Raw genomic sequence first — 18,952 nt, 5'->3', positions numbered from 1 at the left:
ATGTTGACTAGGTGTTTATTTTTTATCGAATTGTTTTTAACTTATCATCAATTTGATTAAGAATAATGGCAGTATTCTTATCATCAGATAGGTCATATTTTTGTAAATCAATTTTCATTTTTGGACTTATATCATAATCTTTATACCATTTTTGATAAGCTGTCCACATTTTATAATAATAGTTTTTTAATTCTGGATTTCCCTCAAATTGTTCATAGTCACGACCACGTTTTTGGATTCTTTTTAAAATAGTTTCAAAATCAGTTGCGGCATAAACTAATAAATCTGGTTGCTTTTTAGGAAGCTCGTCCAATTCTCTCATCATGTTATCTAGTAATTTAAGGTAAACTTCTAGTTCAACGTCTGAAATATTTCCCTCAGCATTGTTTTCTTTAGTAAAAAGAGCATCTTCATAAATAGAACGATCTAAAACATTGTTATCATCTTGTAATGCTTTCTTTATCATTGAGAAACGCTTATTTAGAAAATAAATTTGTAATAAAAATCCATATTGTTTAGGGTCTTTGTAATATAAAGGTAAAACAGGATTGTCCCCTACAGGTTCATAAAAAGGTTTAGTTCCGAGGTGTTTTGCAATTTTTCCAGTTAAAGTTGTTTTACCAACACCAATCATTCCAGCGGTAATTATCACCATAAATAACTCCTTTTTCGTTTAATAGTTTCAGTATATCATTTTGCTATTAGTTGAGATGAATTCATTTGAAAATAATAGTTTGAAATGTGGTATTCTAAGAATAACTGAAGTTGATTTGGAGTTTCTTTATGAAAAAAATGAGTTACATTCTTTGGACGATTATTGTTTTGGTTATAATTGTGTTGATTGGGTATTTTATGATGATTTCAAACAGCAATTCCATCAAAATAATGATGGTCTTAATTGGACTGGCAGTATTAGTAAGAATAATAATTACTCCAATTGTTGCATTGATGGTACAACATCATGATAAAATAAAAGCAAGTAAAGAAGAGGAAAAATAAGTGAATAAAAAGCTAAATTTTTTTGATTATTTAAAACGGACCTTAATATTATTAGGATTAATTTTTATGGTATTAGTGGTTCAAATTCCGGTACAATTAATTTCGCTTAAAAATTTTACCGGAATCAAGCTGTTTTTATATATAATTCTATATATAGTCGGATTTGGAATTGCAATTTCTCTGGCAACTTGGGCATATCGAAGTGTTTGGCGACAAAAATCACATAAGTTGACTAAATCTGATTTTAAATTAATTGTAATTGCATTATTGACTTTTTACGTAATTGAAATTGTGATGCAATTATTAAATGGATTTTTCTTCCATCAAATTGGCACCAAAAATAATGCAGCTATTCTTGATATGCTTAAAAATAATCCAACCGTTTTAGTTTTAATGAGTATTTCAATGGTATTTTTATCGCCAATATTAGAAGAGTTAGTATTTCGTGGTTATTTAATTCGTGGTCTTTTTTTTAAAACTAACTCACTGATTCCAATTATTTTTAGTGGATTGATTTTTTCATGTGGTCACATGAGTAGTAATATTATTAGTTTTATGATTTATGCTTTTTTAGGAATGATCCTAGCTTATGTTTATTTAAAAACTGATAAAATAGAAGTGTCGATTGGGGTTCATTTTGCCAACAATTTGGTTGCTACAATATTTATGTTAATTACAATATTATAACAAGGTGAAAAAGATGGATGTTTTAGAGTTTAATTTTTATAACAATTTAAAAAATAGATTACAAAAAGTTCAGGCAGAAATTGTTCAAGAAAACAAGTTATATATAAAGAAGATTACAAATATTCGTCAGTTAAAAAATGATTATGATGTTGAGACAATTGATCAATTAGCCAGTGTGTTAAATGGTGGGAACGAAAGCCAAGAAACAGAAGATATTAAAAATGCTTTGAATAATCATGATAAATCTTTTTTGGTTGATAATATGAAAAATTTAGATCATGAAGCATATGAAACAATTAATGATATGAAAAATGAAGAAAAAGATGTTGCAGAACAACTTGAATCGGCCACTAAGTTCTATAAAGAATTTGTGATGCCGATTTTAGGAAAAATGAAATCAAATCGTTTAATTAGAATTGATAGTATCAATTCATCAGGTAATAATGTTGACACTTATTTAGAAATTGATTATTTTTCAACTTTTGATGACTTTAAGGAAGATTTTAAAGCAGCCTCATTTGTTCCAGAAGTGATTGAGAAACATCTTAAAGATAAAACTTCAATTAGTGTAATCTTTACAGAAGATAATTATCCAAACAAGTATGATATTACTTTTATAGCTTAAAAGGAGAGTGATTAATAATGGTAGATAGAAGAGATTATAAATATCCAGATACACAAGCTTATGATTTTGTTATCAGATCTTTAAATGAAAATGGAGTTACAATTCGTGATATTTCAATGGTAACTTACAATTTGCAAAAGGATTATATTAAAATTCCTAGTATGGAATACGTTGATAGAATTGTAACGGATGTATTGCATAAGCGAGAAGTATTAAATAATGCGATGGTTGGTTTAGAAATTGACCGATTAGCTAGTGAACACAAATTAGACGAACCATTGCAAAGTATTGTAGAACATGATTTGGGAGTTTTTGGTGTTGATGAAACTCTTGCACTTGGAATTGCTAATATTTATGGAACGATTGGAATCACAAATTATTGTGGACTTGATACTAATAAACAAGGGATTGTGAAAGAATTAGATCATAAGCAAAACCGTGTTACTACGTTTATTGATGATATTGTTGGAGCGGTTGCTGGAGCTGCGTCGGCTAAAATTGCACATGAAAACTCATAAAAACAAGCTCTAATTATAAAAACACTTTTGTTTTTAAATTCTAAGAAGAATTTACTACAAAAGTGTTTTTTTAATATTCATTTATAAATTAATTGTTGTCAGATTTAACTGCTTTTACACATTTTGGTCCAAATTCAAATTCACTATCAATTGAAGTTGATTTTCCAACATTTTTCCTAATTACTTTTAGCCAATCGGTTTCGTTTTCACCTAAGCCAGTATTATTGATAAAAACTACCTCCACTAAATCACCAATTTTGTATGGAATAGCTTCATCAAACTCTTCTAAATTATATGTTTCATATGCTTTTGATTTCATTGATTAATCTCCTTTTGTTTAATATATTCTATTATAGCAAAAAATTACCTGATTACAGGTCGATATAAACTAACGACTTTTCCTAAAATAATGCATTTTTTTAAAATAATAGGAGACATAGAATCATTTTCAGGTTGTAATCTAAAATGGTCGCTTTCTTTGTAAAATCTTTTACAGGTTGCTTCGCCATCAACATTCATTGCAATTACAATTTCGCCGTTTTCAGCAGTATTTTGCCGTTTAACAATGACTTGGTCACCGTCTAAAATACCAATGTTAATCATACTCTCACCACTAATAGTTAGCATAAAAAGTGAATCAGCATCTTTTTTTAATTCAAGTGGAAGTGGAAAATAGTCAGTTGCTTCTTGAATAGCAAGGATTGGTTCACCTGCTGCCACAGTACCTAGTAAAGGTATTTCATTAGTATTTGCATCAGAAGGGAGTCCTAAAGATTTAACTCCTTCTGGGGTTATTTCTAATGCTCTGGGTTTAGTAGGATCTTTGGTTATATAACCCTTTTTTTCAAGTCTTGATAAATGACCGTGCACAGTGGAAGTTGATGATAATCCAACTTTTTTTCCAATTTCTCGAACTGTTGGTGGATAACCATGATTTTTAACATTATCATATATAAATCTGAGAATGTCAGCTTGTTTAGAGTTTTCTTTTGATGACATTTATACACCTCGAAAATAGTATTATAATAACAATAGTGTATCATAAATAGTAATAATTGCAAACGTTAGTTCGTATAGAATGAGTTTTATTTATATCGGTTCACATGGTATTATAAACATAATAAATAATAAAGGAGTGATGATAATGGCAGATGATGAAGAATTAAAGAAAATTATTCCCAGAATTAATGAATTATCGAAAAAGTCAAAAAACGAAGGCTTAACTGATACTGAAAAAGACGAACAAAAAAAGTTAAGAAAAGAATACTTAGATCGTTTTAAATCAAACTTTAGAAGTCAAATAGAAATGACTAAAATGTACGATAAAAATGGTAATGAAGTTACCTCTGATGAAGTTAAAGAGGCTCAACGTAAAAAAAATCTTAGAGACGACTAATATAAGGAAAAGGGAGTAAGATAATGGCTACTTGGTTATGGATATTATTGGTAGTACTAGCTTTAGTGGGTGGAGCAGCAGTTGGATTTTTTGGTGCTCGTAAGTACATGGAAAAATACTTGAAAGAGAATCCACCAATTAATGAAGAGCAAATTAAAGCAATGATGTTACAGATGGGACAAAAACCTTCTAAAAAGAAATTAAATCAAATGATGACTTCAATGAAGAGAAATGCTAAACAATCATAAATTATCAATAAAAACCGTTCGATTATTTTAAATCGAGCGGTTTTTTTGATTTTTAATTATCTTTTTTTCGATTCATCAATATATACGTAGTTTGGATCAATTTCGTTATCCAATTTTTTAAAAGCATTTTTCATCTTTTCTTCAATTTTAGCTTGAGATTCATCATTTAGTTTTTCATTTTTGTCAATGTAGATTGGATTTCCAAAATTAATATGAGCTTTTTTACGACACAGTAATTCTTTAATAGTGAGCGGTCCTTGATAAACGACTGGAAGTAGGGGAACTCCAGCCATTTTAGCAATCATGGCAGCACCACCCTTTAGTTTAGTAGAATGTCTAGTTCCAGATGGAAATACCATAACTGATAAATTAGTTTTTCTTAAAACTTTGATTGGATTTTTAACTACTGCAATTCCAGGATTATTTCGATCAACTGGTTCAACGTTACACTTCTTTAAACACCATGCTAAAATTGGATTCTTAAATAATTCCTTTTTAGCTAAAAAATAAAATTGTTTTGGCAATAAAACTACTCCAAAGTACATCATATCAAACCAAGTTCGATGAGGTGCGATTAAAACATAATTTCCTTTAGGAATTTTGTTTTTATTTGTTACCCTGATTCGTCCGTTAAAAATCCAGATAACGCATTTTGCAAATGAAAATACAAATGAATAAAACAATCTTTTCATCCTCCTTTTTGAGTTGTACAATCAATATTATAGCATTATTAAGTTTATGAATTAGGAAAGGGAAACAAAGTGGGACACGTTAACCTAAAAAATGATGAACGAGTTGATCAATTGTATAGTAACAATATTAAAATTATTCAAAGTTCTGAAGTCTTTTCTTTTTCACTTGACGCAGTAATGTTAGCAAATTTTGCTAACATAAAAAAAAGCCGTCATGCCAAAATTATTGATCTCTGCGCTGGAAACGGAGCCGTTGGGTTGTTTGTTAGTAATAAAACAGATGGGCAAATATTTGAAGTTGAAATACAGCCACGTTTGAGTGACATGGCCGAGCGAAGCGTTCGTTTAAATGATCTTGAAAAACAAATGCGAGTATATAATGCTGATTTGAAAGATAGCATAACTTTGTTTGAAAAAGAGTCATTTGATGATGTATTGGTAAATCCCCCATATTTTATTGATAAACCTAATAGTAAGAAAAATCCTAATCCTTATTTGGCAGTCGCACGGCATGAAGTTAAAACAAATTTGGAGGAAGTAATTGACGTTTCAAGTCAATTATTAAAAACAAACGGCAAAATGTTTATGGTCCATCGACCTGATCGATTGATTGAGATTTTTGAAAAAATGAAATCACATCGTTTGGCACCTAAAAAAGTGCAGTTTATTTATCCTAAAAAGAGGCGCGATGCAAACATGGTATTAATCTCAGCCATTAAAGATGGTAAAGCAGCAGGATTAAAAGTTGAATCGCCAATCTTTGTTTATGATGGCAATGATTATTTAAAATTCATAAAGGCAATTTTATATGGAAAATAATGGGTACTTTATTTATGTTTTGTTATGTGGAGATGGTTCATTTTATGGAGGATATACCACTAATGTAGCTCGTCGAGTTTACCAACATCAAACTGGCAAAGGGGCTAAATATACTAAAAGTCATCTTCCCGTGAAGTTAATTTATTCAGAAGAATTTACTTCTAAAAGAGAAGCTTTGCAATCAGAATATAAATTTAAACATCAGTCTCGAAGAAAAAAAGAGCAATTTTTAGTTGCACGTGGAGTAAAAAAAACGTTTTTGTCATTATAATTTTAAAATTCATTTGTTTTTTTATTTATTTTCTTGTATACTTAACCACGGTATTAATTACCAATACGCACCTGGAATGTTTTACATAGTAGTGCTCTTTGAGTTCTGTGTATAATTCTGGGGAGGAAAAACTATATTTTGGAGGCTTATTATGGCTGTAGTAACAATGAAACAATTATTAGAAGCAGGTGTTCATTTTGGACATCAAACACGTCGTTGGAATCCTAAGATGGCTAAATACATTTTTACTGAACGTAATGGTATTTACATCATTGATTTGCAAAAGACTGTTAAATTATTAGGCGTAGCTTACAACTTTTTAAAGGGTGAAGCCGCAGATGATGCCGTAGTTCTATTTGTAGGAACTAAAAAGCAAGCACAAGATTCAATTGAAGAAGAAGCAAAACGTTCTGGGGCCTTTTATGTTAACCATCGTTGGTTAGGTGGAACTCTTACAAACTGGAACACCATTCAAAAACGGATTAAGTATCTAAAAGATCTTAAAAAGATGGCAAATGATGGTACATTTGAAAGATTGCCTAAAAAAGAAGCTTCATTATTAACTAAACAAACTGATAAACTTGAAAGATTCTTGGGTGGTATTGAAGATATGCCTAAGATTCCGGATGTTATGTTTATTGTTGATCCTCATAAAGAACAAATTGCTCTTAAAGAAGCTCAAAAATTAAACATTCCAGTTATTGCAATGGTTGATACTAATACAGATCCTGACGGAATTGATTATATTATTCCATCAAATGATGATGCTATTCGTGCTATTAGATTAATTACTTCAACTATGGCTGATGCTATTATTGAAGGTCGCCAAGGCGAAGATGAAGTTAATGAAGACACTTTTGATAAAAAAGATGACGAAAAAGCTTCAGAAAAAGAAGACAAATAAAAAATTATCTGGCTGACTTTTTTAGACCAATTCGGCCTATCAGAGTCGGCCTTTTTAATAAAAAATTTAAAGGAGAACTTGAATTATGGCTAAAATTACTGCCCAACAAGTTAAAAGTTTGCGTGATAAAACTAGTGCTGGAATGATGGATGCAAAAAAAGCATTGGTTGAAGCAGATGGTGATGAAAAGAAAGCAATTGAAGTTTTAAGAGAAAAAGGAATTGCTAAGGCACAAAAGAAGAGTGGTAATACGGCTGCTGATGGATTAACCCGAGTTGCTATTCATGATAATAAAGCAGCAATTGTTGAAATTAATTCTGAAACAGATTTTGTGGCTGCCAACGATGATTTTAAGGATTTGATTGACGAAGTTGCCGACCAAATTGCTTTAGAACAACCAGATAGTGTTGAAGCTGCTCTCGGACTACCATTACGTGATGGAACTATTCAAGATGCAATCATTCATACTAGTCAAATTACTGGTGAAAAAATCACTCTTCGTCGTTTTGTTGTAATGACAAAAAATGATGAACAAAATTTTGGTGCATATTTACACAATGGTGGTCAAATCGGTGTATTAGTAAAAATCACTGGTGCTAACGAAGGTGTTGCTAAAGATGTTGCTATGCACGTAGCAGCTGAAAATCCAGAGTTCTTGTCAAAAGATGATATTGCACCTGAAAGACTTGCTCAAGAAAAAGAAAACCTTACTAAAGAAGCTCTTAATGAAGGTAAGCCTGAAAATATTGTTGAAAAAATGGTTGCTGGACGTTTAAACAAGTTCCTTGCTGGAATTTGTTTAGAAGACCAACCCTTTGCTAAAGACCCAGATCAATCTGTTTCTCAATTTGTTAAATCCGAAGGTGGCCAATTGGATGCCTTTGTAAGATATCAAGTTGGTGAAGGTGTTGAGGAAGCAACCGAATCCGAAACAAAATAATTAAAAAGACTAGCTATGCTAGTCTTTTTTTGTCGGATGCATGTAAACTGTTGTTATGAAATAGTTTATGCTAAAATTAATGTAATAATTAAACAATTTCAGGGGGAAATTTAATGTCTGATTTAAAGTATAAACGGGTTGTATTAAAAGTTAGTGGTGAAGCACTTGCTGGAGATAAAGGATTTGGAATTAATCCACCTGTAATTAAAAAAATGGCTGACGAGATAAGAGATGTCTATAATCAAGGGATTCAAATTGCCATTGTAGTTGGCGGTGGAAACATGTGGCGTGGTGAAGCAGGTGCGGAAATGGGCATGGAACGAGCTCAGGCAGATTATATTGGCATGCTTTCTACTATTATGAATGGATTAGCTTTACAAGATAATCTAGAATCTGCTGGGGTACCAACTAGATTACAAACTTCCATTGAAATGCGACAAATTGCAGAACCATACATTAGACGAAAAGCAGTTCGCCATCTTGAAAAAGGTCGAATTGTAATTTTTGCTGGGGGAACTGGAAACCCATACTTTTCTACTGACACCACAGCTGTTTTACGTGCTGCTGAAATTGATGCTGATGCAATTTTAATGGCAAAAAATGGCGTGGACGGGATTTATTCAGATGATCCTAAAACTAACCCTGATGCGGTTAAATACAATAAATTGACTCAAATGGATATTTTGAATAAAGGACTGCATGTTATGGATTCAACGGCTAGTTCTTTATCAATGGATAATAATATTCCTTTAGTAGTTTTTAATTTAAATAAACCTGGAAATATTAAAAAAGTTGTTGAAGGTCAAAATATTGGAACTGTTGTGGAAGGAAAATAAAGATGACAAATTCAAAAGAACTTATTAAAGAAACGCAACACAAAATGGATAAAGCTCAAAGTGTTTTGGAAAATGATTTAGGACAAATGCGAGCTGGAAGAGCGAATGCTAGTATTTTAAAACCAGTTAGTGTTGAATACTATGGAACACAGACACCATTAAATCAAGTAGCATCAATTTCAATTCCAGAACCTCGAATCATGATGATTACACCATATGACAAGAGTTCATTAAAAGATATTGAACGTGGTATCTTAGAAGCTGATTTAGGATTAAATCCAATGAATGACGGTGATAATATTCGTATTGAAGTTCCTCAATTAACTGAGGAGCGGCGGAAAGAAATTGCTAAAAAAGCTAAAGCAATTGGGGAACAAAGTAAAGTAGCAATTAGAAATGTTAGAAGAGATAGTATGGACATCGTTAAGCGCAATAATAAAAATGATGATATTAACGATGATGAAGCTCACGAATTAGAAAACCAAATTCAAAAATTAACTAACAATGCTATTAATGGAATTGACAAAATCGTAAAAGAAAAACAAGAAGCGCTTATGAAAAACTAATTTTTTTAGGAAGTGTTAGGATGTCCAATAGACAAGAAAAGGAACATGAAATAACACCAGGTACTCCAGAGTTTGATAAAATGGTGTTTAAACTCAATGAGCCAGTTAATGCTGAAAATGTTACCACATTTAATTTTGGTAAAGAGCAGTTACATGAGATACAGCAAGGTATTTATGTTATGCCAGCTTATATTGCAGATGATTTTAATTTATTTTTTATGGCATCGCAGTTAATTGCAAAAGATTGGGTAATTTCATTTTCTGAAGCAACCATGGAAAATGGGACTGATGTTACTGATTTATCAGAACCCATTACCACTGGAAAAGGATTAAATTTGTTAGGAGTTCATAGCCCTGAAACCGCAAATAAAATTCTAAAATATTTCAATACGTTGGCAAATGCTAATCGTGGCGAATGGAGATTAATCAAGTAAAGGATGAGAATGCTCATCCTTTATTTACTTTAAAAATGGGGTGTATTAATGAGTGACATTCAATTAGATAAAGATAGAATCCCCAATCATGTAGCGATTATTATGGATGGTAATGGTAGATGGGCACAAAAACGTCATTTCCCACGAATTGCTGGTCATAAAAAAGGGATGAATGTCGTTGAAGATATTACTACCACTGCAAGCGACATGGGTATCAAAGTTTTGACCCTTTATGCTTTTTCAACAGAAAATTGGAAACGACCTTCTAGTGAAGTTAAATATATCATGAGTTTGCCTACTACCTTTTTTAATCGATTCATTCCTAAGCTGATTAAAAATAATGTTAAGGTTATGACGATTGGAGATACATCTAAATTGCCAGCTAAAACTAGAAAAGCTGTGGCAGACGCTAAAGCAGATACTAAAGATAACACTGGCATGATTTTAAATTTTGCATTAAATTATGGTAGTCGAGATGAGATTATCGATACCACTAAGTGTTTGGCAAAAAAGGTTGAAAATGGGGAATTAAGTGCAGATCAAATTGATTCCAATTTGTTTTCTGATAATTTATCTACATCTTTTTTAGGTAAGTGGGCTGATCCAGATTTATTAATTAGAACTAGTGGAGAAGAGAGAATTTCTAATTTTTTACTGTGGCAGATTGCCTATAGTGAATTAATTTTTGTTGATAAGTTATGGCCGGATTATAATCCGGATGATTTTGAACAAACGATTATTGAATTTCAACAAAGACATCGTCGTTTTGGCGGTTTAAATAATAAATAGGAGCTTTATAATTATGAAACAACGAATTTTAACAGCTGTCATTGCGCTGATAATCTTTATTCCAATTATCTTGGCTGGAGGTATTTGGATTGACACAGCCGCAGTTGTTTTAGGATTAATTGCGATGGCTGAAATTTTCATTATGAAAAAAAGAATGATTATTTCTGTAGAAGCATTGATTGCTTTTGTTGGGGTAGCTTCATTGATTATTCCAGCAAATTTTTCTGGTTTATTGCCAAATTATCTTAGTCCTTCCTTTGTATTTTATATTTTAATTATGTTGTTATTGCTGGCAACGGTATTTTCAAAAAATAAATTTAATTTTGATGATGCTGGCGTTTATACGATGGCAATGTTATATATTGGTTTTGGGTTTCATTACTTTATTATTGCTAGACAAGATAGTTTAACAACTTTGTTATATGCTTTATTTATTGTGTGGTGTACTGATTCTGGTGCTTATTTTATTGGTAAGTATTTTGGTAAAAACAAATTAGCTAAACATATTTCTCCTAATAAAACTTGGGAGGGTTCCATTGGCGGAACTTTAATCGCAACGATTGTATGTACAATTTTCGTTTTCTTTTTCCCAATAAATGGTTTTAGTACCTTATCAATGTTTTTTATTACGATTATTTTATCAACGTTTGGACAACTCGGTGATTTAGTTGAATCAGCTTTGAAACGTTTTTATGGCGTTAAAGATTCTGGCAAGATTTTACCTGGTCATGGTGGAATTTTAGATCGTTTTGATAGTTTGTTATTTGTACTTCCACTGCTTCATTTGTTTGGAATCGTATAATTGAAAGGTTTGTGATGATTTGATAACAACTATAGTTAGTTTTATCATTGTTTTTGGAATTTTAGTTTTTGTGCATGAGTTTGGCCATTTCATTGTGGCTAAAAAATGTGGAATTATGGTCCGTGAGTTTTCTATCGGAATGGGACCAAAATTATTTTACTATCGTCGTAACCATACTACTTACACAATCCGTATACTCCCACTTGGTGGATATGTGCGACTCGCTGGAAGTGTTGATGATGAAGCTGACGAAATACAACCAGGAACTCCGGTAAAATTACAGATTAATGATAATGATTTGGTTACTAAAATCGATTTAAGTAATAAGAATCAGATGCTTAAAGGGATTCCATTTCAGGTTTCTGATGCCGATTTGGTTAATGGACTTTGGATTGAAGGATTTGAAAATGGTAATGAAAATGAAAAAAAGAGATTTTCAGTTGATCATGACGCTCTAATTATCAAAAAAGATGGAATTGGGGTTCAAATCGCACCAGCAGATGTTCAATTTCAAAATGCACCTGTATATAAACAAATTATGGTTAATGCTGCTGGAATTATTAATAATGTAATCTTAGCAATTGTTGCATTTACCATATTGGCTTTTATGCAAGGCGGAGTATCAAATAATTCTAACCAAATTGACATTCCTAATAATCAGCCAAGTGTGGCAAAAGATGCAGGAATTAAATCAGGAGATCGAATTATTGCAATCGATGGTCATAAGACTAATACATTTCAGGACATAGGAAAACAAATAGAAAAAAAACCAGATCAAAAAATAAAAATAAAAGTTTTACATGATAAAAAAGATAAAAACGTTACTTTGAAGACAGCTTCACAACAGGTGCAAAAGAAAAAAGTTGGTATAATTGGAATCAAGGCTACCACTAATGATAGCTTTGGGGCAAAAATCACATCTGGATTTACTAAAACTTGGTCAACAACAGTTCAACTGGCTGGTGCCTTGTGGTCAATGGTTTCTGGACATTTTTCTTTAAATAATCTTGGCGGTCCAGTAGCAATTTATGCTAGTACTTCACAAGCGACTTCATATGGAATTACAGGAGTAGTCGCATTATTAGCTTGGTTATCAATTAATTTAGCAGTGGTCAATTTAATTCCTATCCCAGCTTTAGACGGGGGTAAAATTTTTTTAAATGTTATTCAAGCAATTAGAGGAAAACCCATTTCAGAAAAAACAGAAACAGTTATTACTTTAATAGGTTTTGGATTTTTAGTTATTTTAATGATTTTAGTAACTTGGAATGATATTATGCGATATTTTGTGCATTAATAGGGTAGGAGTGGTAGAAAATGAAACAATCAGAAATGTTAATTCCAACACAAAAGCAAGATCCAACTGGGGCAGAAGCAATTAGTCACAAAATGTTAATTAGAGCTGGCTATATTCGCCAGGTTTCAGCGGGAACTTATGCATACTTGCCTTTAGCCTATCGAGTTTTAGAAAAAATAGAAAAAATTATTCAAAGTGAAATGAATAAGACCGGAGCAAATGAAATGCTGTTACCTGACATTATTCCTGCAAGTTTTTGGAAAGATTCAGGCCGATATGATTCTTATGGTCCAGAATTATTTAAATTAAAAAATCGTCATGATACTGATTTTATTTTAGGACCAACTCATGAAGAAACTGTCACCGAATTGATCAAAGGAACAGTTAATTCTTATAAAAAACTTCCATTAAATATTTATCAAATCCAATCTAAGTATCGAGATGAAGATCGTCCTCGTTATGGTCTTTTGAGAAGTCGTGAATTTTTAATGTTAGATGCATATTCATTTTCAGCTAATGATGGTGATTTAGATGAAATATACAAAAAAATGCGAACTACTTTTGAAAATATTTTTAACCAAATTGGTTTAAATTACCGTGGTATTATTGGAGATAGTGGAAGCATGGGCGGTTCAGATTCTATGGAATTTTCTGCACCGGCAGCGGTCGGTGAAGATACGATTGTATATTCAGATGACAGTGATTATGCTGCTAATTTAGAAATGGCTACTGACATGTTTGTTAATAAAAAATCACATGGTGAAATAAATGATTTGGAATTAGTTGATACTCCTGATATTAAAAATATCAAACAAGTTGCAAAATTTTTTGATGTTGATTCAAAACAAATTATCAAAAGCTTACTTTATATAGTTGATGAAAAACCAGTTTTAGTATTATTACGCGGTGATCAAGAAGCTAATATAGCTAAAATTAAACGTTTCTTTAATGCCGAGAATGTTGAGCTTGCTACACTATCACAGGTTGAAAATTATTTAGGAGTCAAGCCTGGATCTGTGGGACCTTTTAATATTAATGCAGAAATTTCTATTGTTGCGGACGAGTATGTAAAAAGTGTTGTAAACGGAGTTGCTGGTTCAAACGAGAATGATAAACATTATAATGGGGTTAATCCTGAACGTGATTTGCAAAATGTCCATTACGGAGATTTTAGAACAGTTAAAGAGGGAGATATTTCCCCTGATGGAAGTGGAGTTCTCCAATTTACTAAAGGAATTGAAATTGGCCATATTTTCAAATTGGGAACTCGTTATTCTAAGGTACTTGGTGCAGATATTTTAGATGAAAATGGCCGTCAACAACCTGTTATTATGGGATGTTATGGGATTGGTATAAGTAGATTATTATCAGCAGTTTCAGAACAACAAGCTGATAGTAATGGATTAGTATGGCCTAAAGCCATTGCACCGTTTGATGTTCATATTATCCCAACTAACTTGAAAAAAGAATCGCAATCTGAACTCGCCCAAAAAATTAATGATGGTCTTGAAAAGGCAGGCTTCCAAGTTCTAATTGATGATCGAAAGGAACGTGCTGGTGTTAAGTTTGCTGATTCTGATTTGATTGGAATTCCAATTCGAATTACAGTTGGTAAAAAAGCCGATGAAGGAATTGTAGAGGTTAAAATTAGAAAAACTGGAGAAACAGTTGAAACCAGAGTTGATGATTTAAAAAATACAATTCATATTTTATCAAAAGAAATATAGCATTGAGGCCAGCATTAACTGGTCTTTTTTGTTAGACAAGAAGGGAGTTTAAAGTGTCCTTAAATAAAAAAGAACAATTTGATAAATTGTTAGATCAGATCCAGATTGATAAAGATCAGCGAAACGCATATCAAGATGCTCAGATAGATGAAGTTAAGGTCCATCAAAAATCAAATAAATGGGAATTTCATTTCTCATTCCCAAAAGTTTTACCATATAATATTTTTGTTGATTTTATTAGTAAGTTACAAGCGGCTTTTAGTCAGATTGCAAACATAGATTTTTTTATAAAGTCGCAACAGACTGAGTTAAATAATCGAGAACTAGGTGATTATTGGGAATGGATTGTTAAAAATTCAGGATTACAATCAAATTTAGCTTATGAATTATGTAATAATAATGTTCCAAAATTAGAAGATGGACGAGTAATTTTTTTAGCCATTAATGATTTAGTGAAAGATTTTATGACAAATAAAGCTTTAGGTCCAATTGAAGAAACATATCAAAAAGTAGGGTTTCCTCAATTTTCTATTCATACTATGGTTGATGAAACTGAATCACAAGCCCAAATTCAACATTTAAAAGCAGAGAAAAAAGAGCGTGATGAAAAATTAGCTAAACAAGCTCGTGAGTCTATGAATAAAGCTAATTTACAAAAGTCAGCAGCTAAAGGTGCTGGAAATACAATGATTGGACGTAAAATTGCTGACAATGCTGATGTAACTCAAATGGAGAATATTACGGAAGAAGAACGTTCAGCAATTGTTAATGGTTATATTTTTGATAAAGAAATTCGTGCTTTGCGTTCTGGTCGTCAGCTATTAATTTTAAAGGTCACTGATTATACATCTTCTTTAACTATCAAGAAATTTTCTAAAAATGATGAGGAAGCATCTCAATTTGCTGATTTACAAGATGGTAGTTGGGTTAAAGTTCGAGGAAGCATCCAAGAAGATAATTATTCGCACGAATTAGTTATGAATGCTTATGATATTAATCCAATTTCACATGAAGAACGTCAAGATACTGCTCCAGAAGACCAAAAAAGAGTTGAGTTACATTTACACTCAAACATGAGTCAAATGGATGCAACTAATTCTATTTCTGATTTTGTTTCAAGAGCTTCAGATTGGGGACAAAAAGCAATTGCAATTACTGATCATGATGATGTTCAAGCTTTTCCCGATGCTTATAATGCTGCTGAAAAAAACAATATCAAGATGTTATATGGGATGGAAGCTAATGTGGTTGATGACGGGGAACCAATTGCATTTAATGACAAACATGTTCCTTTAAAAGATGCAACCTACGTTGTATTTGATACAGAAACTACTGGACTTTCAGCAATTTATGACCGTGTTATTGAATTATCGGCAGTTAAAATGCAGGGTAATAATGTTATTGAAGAGTTCGAAGAATTTATTGACCCAGGATTTCACTTGTCTGAACAAACTACTAATTTAACTTCAATTACTGATGATATGGTTGCAGGATCAAAGTCAGAAGAAGAGGTTTTTAAACTTTTCCGAGAGTTCTGTAGTGATTCAATTGTGGTTGGACATAACGTAACATTCGATGTTGGCTTTATGAATACCGGTTATGAACGTCATGGAATGTCCAAAATTAGTAATCCAATCATTGATACGTTAACGTTAGCCCGGTTTTTATACCCAAACTATAAAAGTTATCGACTTAATACCTTAGCGAAAAAATTTGACGTAGTTTTGGAACACCATCACCGTGCAATTTATGATGCTGAAACAACAGGTCACTTAAATTATCTCTTTTTAAAAGACGCTGAAAAAGAATATAATATTCAGTTTCATGATCAATTAAATGAGCATATGACTGAAAATGATGCTTACAAACATGCTCGTCCATTTCATGCGATTTTAATGGCACAGACTCAAGCTGGATTAAAAAATTTATTTAAACTAGTATCTTTAGCACATATCAAATATTTTTATCGAGTTCCGCGTATTCCTCGAAGTGAAATAGAAAAATATCGAGATGGAATTTTAGTTGGTTCCGCTTGTTCTAGTGGTGAAGTATTTACAGCAATGATGCAAAAAGGAAAACAAGAGGCATTAGATAAAGCTAAGTTTTATGATTATTTAGAGGTTCAACCCCAAGCAGCCTATCAGCCATTACTCGATAGTGGTTTAATTAGTGATCGCGGCAAACTTCAAGATATTATTAAAAACATGTCAGAAGTTGCTGATGAAACAAAAATTCCACTTGTAGCCACGGGTGACGCCCATTATCTTGATCCACACGATTATATTTATCGTAAAATTTTAATTAATTCTCAAGGTGGGGCAAATCCCTTAAATCGAACTGAATTACCTAAATTACATTTTAGAACTACAAACGAGATGTTAGATGATTTTAAGTTTTTGGGTGATGAAAAAGCAGAGCAGATTGTGGTTGATAATCCCAATCAGATTGCTGATAAAATTGAAGATATTCATCCTCTAAAGGATAAATTGTACACTCCTAAAATGGAGGGTGCTGAGGATGAAATTAAGCAAAGAACCTTAGATACGGCTCATCGGTTATACGGGGATGAATTACCTAAAATAGTTCAAGATCGGTTAGATCGTGAACTAAAAAGTATTATTGGAAATGGATTCTCAGTTATTTATTTAATCTCGCAACGATTAGTTTCAAAGAGTAATAAAGATGGGTATTTAGTTGGTTCGCGTGGATCAGTTGGCTCTAGTTTAGTGGCAACTATGACGGGAATTACTGAAGTTAATCCGTTACCACCACATTATCGTTGCCCTAATTGTCAGCATTCAGAATTTTTTACTAAAGGTGAATATAGTTCTGGCTTTGACCTGCCGCAAAAGAAATGTTCAAAGTGTGGAACGATAATGGTTGGAGATGGGCATAATATACCATTTGAAACTTTCTTGGGATTTAAAGGAAATAAAGTACCTGATATTGATTTGAATTTTTCTGGAGACTATCAATCAATTGCTCATAACTATACCAAGGTATTATTCGGAGAAAATAATGTATTTCGAGCTGGAACTATTGGAACAGTTGCCGATAAAACTGCTTATGGGTATGTAAAAGCTTATGAGCGAGATACCGGTAAAAACCTTAGAAATGCTGAAATTGATCGACTGTCTAAAGGGGCTACCGGAGTTAAACGAACAACTGGGCAACATCCAGCTGGAATTATCGTAGTCCCTGATTATATGGATATTTATGATTTTACGCCGATTCAGTATCCGGCTGAAGATCAGAGTGCAGCGTGGAAAACTACTCATTTTGATTTTCATTCGATTCATGATAACATTTTAAAATTAGATATTTTAGGACATGATGATCCAACCATGATTCGAATGTTACAAGATTTATCTGGAATTGACCCATATACGATTCCGATGAATGATGAAGGAGTTATGACAATTTTTAGCAGTCCCGAAATTTTGGGAGTAACTTCAGACCAGATTTTTTCTAAAACTGGAACTTTGGGGATTCCTGAATTTGGAACTAATTTCGTTCGTGGTATGTTAGAAGATACACATCCCCAAAACTTTTCTGATTTGCTTCAGATATCCGGATTATCTCACGGAACAGACGTTTGGTTAGGTAATGCCGATGAATTGATTAAGGATGGAACAGCAACCATTTCCAATGTAATTGGTTGTCGTGATAATATTATGACCGATTTAATTAACTATGGTGTTGACTCTGAAACCTCCTTTCAAATTATGGAAAAAGTTCGTAAGGGTAAAGGAATCAAAGATGAATGGCAACAAACGATGCGTGATGCAAATGTTCCTGAGTGGTATATCGATTCTTGCCTTAAAATTAAATATATGTTTCCTAGAGCTCATGCTACTGCTTATGTGTTAATGGCATTACGAATCGCTTATTTTAAAGTTTATTTTCCATTGGTATACTATGCGGCATACTTCTCGGTTCGTGCAGATGATTTTGATGTTGAAGCAATGTCTCATGGTAAAGATGCAGTAAAAAATGTGATTAATGAAATTACTAGTAAAGGTACTGAAGCTTCAACTAAAGAAAAGAATTTATTGACGGTAATGCAAATTGCCAATGAAATGCTAGAACGCGGTTTTGAATTTGAAATGATTGATTTGCAACGTTCTGATGCTTCAGAATGGTTGATGGATGGTAAAAAATTAATTGCACCGTTTAGCTCGGTTCCAGGGCTAGGATTAAATGTGGCTAAGCAAATCGTGGCAGCTCGAGAAGATAAACCATTTATTTCGAAAGAAGACTTAGCTAAGCGTGGCAGTGTTTCAAAAACAGTAATAGAATATATGACCAAAAATGGAGTTTTAACGGGACTACCTGATGAAAATCAACTTAGTCTTTTTGATATGTAGTTAGATTGAAGAAACAATAGTATTATGTTATATTT

22 protein-coding genes are annotated in these 18,952 nt (G+C 32.3%); 18 read left to right on the top strand and 4 right to left on the bottom strand.

Annotation, left to right across the window (positions count from 1 at the left end; all coding sequences use genetic code 11):
* Positions 1–22: 22 nt before the first annotated feature.
* Entirely contained in the window at positions 23–655 is a 633-nt protein-coding gene (locus tag BHU33_RS02415; RefSeq protein WP_054646099.1) for a deoxynucleoside kinase, read from the bottom strand.
* Positions 656–783: 128 nt separating this feature from the next.
* On the opposite strand from BHU33_RS02415, the gene BHU33_RS02410 reads away from it, so the two are divergent.
* From BHU33_RS02410 to BHU33_RS02395, 4 genes are read left to right on the top strand one after another with little or no spacing between them, the layout of a single operon-like run.
* Positions 784–999 carry a hypothetical protein gene (locus tag BHU33_RS02410; protein ID WP_054646100.1) on the top strand — a complete coding sequence of 72 codons (216 nt, stop codon included), beginning with the start codon at positions 784–786 and terminating at the stop codon, positions 997–999.
* A complete protein-coding gene (locus tag BHU33_RS02405) occupies positions 1,000–1,686 on the top strand; it encodes a type II CAAX endopeptidase family protein (protein ID WP_054646101.1) in 687 nt (228 codons plus the stop codon).
* Positions 1,687–1,699: 13 nt separating this feature from the next.
* Positions 1,700–2,311 carry a hypothetical protein gene (locus BHU33_RS02400; RefSeq protein WP_054646102.1) on the top strand — a complete coding sequence of 204 codons (612 nt, stop codon included), beginning with the start codon at positions 1,700–1,702 and terminating at the stop codon, positions 2,309–2,311.
* 17 nt (positions 2,312–2,328) lie between these two features.
* Entirely contained in the window at positions 2,329–2,829 is a 501-nt protein-coding gene (locus BHU33_RS02395) for a phosphatidylglycerophosphatase A family protein (RefSeq protein ID WP_054646103.1), read from the top strand.
* A gap of 88 nt (positions 2,830–2,917) precedes the next feature.
* On the opposite strand, the gene BHU33_RS02390 is transcribed toward BHU33_RS02395, so the two are convergent.
* Together BHU33_RS02390 and lexA are read right to left on the bottom strand one after the other, a co-directional pair.
* Positions 2,918–3,148 carry a hypothetical protein gene (locus BHU33_RS02390; protein ID WP_054646104.1) on the bottom strand — a complete coding sequence of 77 codons (231 nt, stop codon included), beginning with the start codon at positions 3,146–3,148 and terminating at the stop codon, positions 2,918–2,920.
* 44 nt (positions 3,149–3,192) lie between these two features.
* Complete coding sequence (lexA, locus tag BHU33_RS02385; protein WP_056997590.1) at positions 3,193–3,828, bottom strand: transcriptional repressor LexA; 636 nt, start codon at positions 3,826–3,828, stop codon at positions 3,193–3,195.
* Positions 3,829–3,973: 145 nt separating this feature from the next.
* Between lexA and BHU33_RS02380 the strand changes: the two genes are divergently transcribed.
* Positions 3,974–4,225 (top strand): DUF896 domain-containing protein, encoded by a 252-nt coding sequence (locus tag BHU33_RS02380; RefSeq protein ID WP_054646105.1) that lies wholly within the window; start codon positions 3,974–3,976, stop codon positions 4,223–4,225.
* A gap of 23 nt (positions 4,226–4,248) precedes the next feature.
* Complete coding sequence (locus BHU33_RS02375; protein WP_054646106.1) at positions 4,249–4,473, top strand: YneF family protein; 225 nt, start codon at positions 4,249–4,251, stop codon at positions 4,471–4,473.
* Positions 4,474–4,529: 56 nt separating this feature from the next.
* On the opposite strand, the gene BHU33_RS02370 is transcribed toward BHU33_RS02375, so the two are convergent.
* The gene (locus BHU33_RS02370; protein WP_056997591.1) at positions 4,530–5,156 is read right to left on the bottom strand and encodes a lysophospholipid acyltransferase family protein; all 627 of its coding nucleotides are present in this window, start codon (positions 5,154–5,156) and stop codon (positions 4,530–4,532) included.
* A 78-nt stretch (positions 5,157–5,234) separates the two neighbouring features.
* Here BHU33_RS02370 and BHU33_RS02365 point away from each other — a divergent pair, with 78 nt between their 5' ends.
* From BHU33_RS02365 to BHU33_RS02310, 12 genes are all read left to right on the top strand, one after another.
* Positions 5,235–5,984, top strand: a complete 750-nt coding sequence (locus tag BHU33_RS02365; protein WP_056997592.1) for a tRNA1(Val) (adenine(37)-N6)-methyltransferase — start codon at positions 5,235–5,237, stop codon at positions 5,982–5,984.
* On the top strand, positions 5,974–6,255 hold the full coding sequence (locus BHU33_RS02360) for a GIY-YIG nuclease family protein (protein ID WP_054646107.1): 282 nt from the start codon (positions 5,974–5,976) through the stop codon (positions 6,253–6,255). Before BHU33_RS02365 ends, BHU33_RS02360 begins: the two co-directional genes overlap by 11 nt.
* 151 nt (positions 6,256–6,406) lie before the next feature.
* The gene (rpsB, locus tag BHU33_RS02355; protein WP_054646108.1) at positions 6,407–7,159 is read left to right on the top strand and encodes a 30S ribosomal protein S2; all 753 of its coding nucleotides are present in this window, start codon (positions 6,407–6,409) and stop codon (positions 7,157–7,159) included.
* An 82-nt stretch (positions 7,160–7,241) separates the two neighbouring features.
* Positions 7,242–8,099 carry a translation elongation factor Ts gene (tsf, locus tag BHU33_RS02350; protein WP_180993516.1) on the top strand — a complete coding sequence of 286 codons (858 nt, stop codon included), beginning with the start codon at positions 7,242–7,244 and terminating at the stop codon, positions 8,097–8,099.
* A gap of 113 nt (positions 8,100–8,212) precedes the next feature.
* The gene (pyrH, locus tag BHU33_RS02345) at positions 8,213–8,935 is read left to right on the top strand and encodes a UMP kinase (protein ID WP_054646110.1); all 723 of its coding nucleotides are present in this window, start codon (positions 8,213–8,215) and stop codon (positions 8,933–8,935) included.
* A gap of 2 nt (positions 8,936–8,937) precedes the next feature.
* Positions 8,938–9,501, top strand: a complete 564-nt coding sequence (gene frr / locus BHU33_RS02340) for a ribosome recycling factor (RefSeq protein WP_054646111.1) — start codon at positions 8,938–8,940, stop codon at positions 9,499–9,501.
* Positions 9,502–9,521: 20 nt separating this feature from the next.
* Positions 9,522–9,935, top strand: coding sequence for a hypothetical protein (locus tag BHU33_RS02335; protein ID WP_054646112.1), 414 nt, complete (start codon positions 9,522–9,524; stop codon positions 9,933–9,935).
* Between the two features lie 48 nt (positions 9,936–9,983).
* Positions 9,984–10,724 (top strand): isoprenyl transferase, encoded by a 741-nt coding sequence (locus BHU33_RS02330; protein ID WP_054646113.1) that lies wholly within the window; start codon positions 9,984–9,986, stop codon positions 10,722–10,724.
* Between the two features lie 13 nt (positions 10,725–10,737).
* Positions 10,738–11,526, top strand: coding sequence for a phosphatidate cytidylyltransferase (locus BHU33_RS02325; RefSeq protein ID WP_054646114.1), 789 nt, complete (start codon positions 10,738–10,740; stop codon positions 11,524–11,526).
* A gap of 19 nt (positions 11,527–11,545) precedes the next feature.
* Positions 11,546–12,823 (top strand): RIP metalloprotease RseP, encoded by a 1,278-nt coding sequence (gene rseP / locus BHU33_RS02320; RefSeq protein ID WP_054646115.1) that lies wholly within the window; start codon positions 11,546–11,548, stop codon positions 12,821–12,823.
* Between the two features lie 20 nt (positions 12,824–12,843).
* Positions 12,844–14,550 (top strand): proline--tRNA ligase, encoded by a 1,707-nt coding sequence (locus BHU33_RS02315; protein ID WP_056997593.1) that lies wholly within the window; start codon positions 12,844–12,846, stop codon positions 14,548–14,550.
* 53 nt (positions 14,551–14,603) lie between these two features.
* Positions 14,604–18,917 (top strand): PolC-type DNA polymerase III, encoded by a 4,314-nt coding sequence (locus BHU33_RS02310; RefSeq protein ID WP_054646116.1) that lies wholly within the window; start codon positions 14,604–14,606, stop codon positions 18,915–18,917.
* Positions 18,918–18,952: the final 35 nt, after the last annotated feature.

This window comes from Fructilactobacillus lindneri DSM 20690 = JCM 11027 (assembly GCF_002907375.1).
GTDB lineage: Bacteria > Bacillota > Bacilli > Lactobacillales > Lactobacillaceae > Fructilactobacillus > Fructilactobacillus lindneri.
Note: the sequence above shows the minus strand (reverse complement) of the source record. Positions and strands in the feature narration are given on the sequence as shown.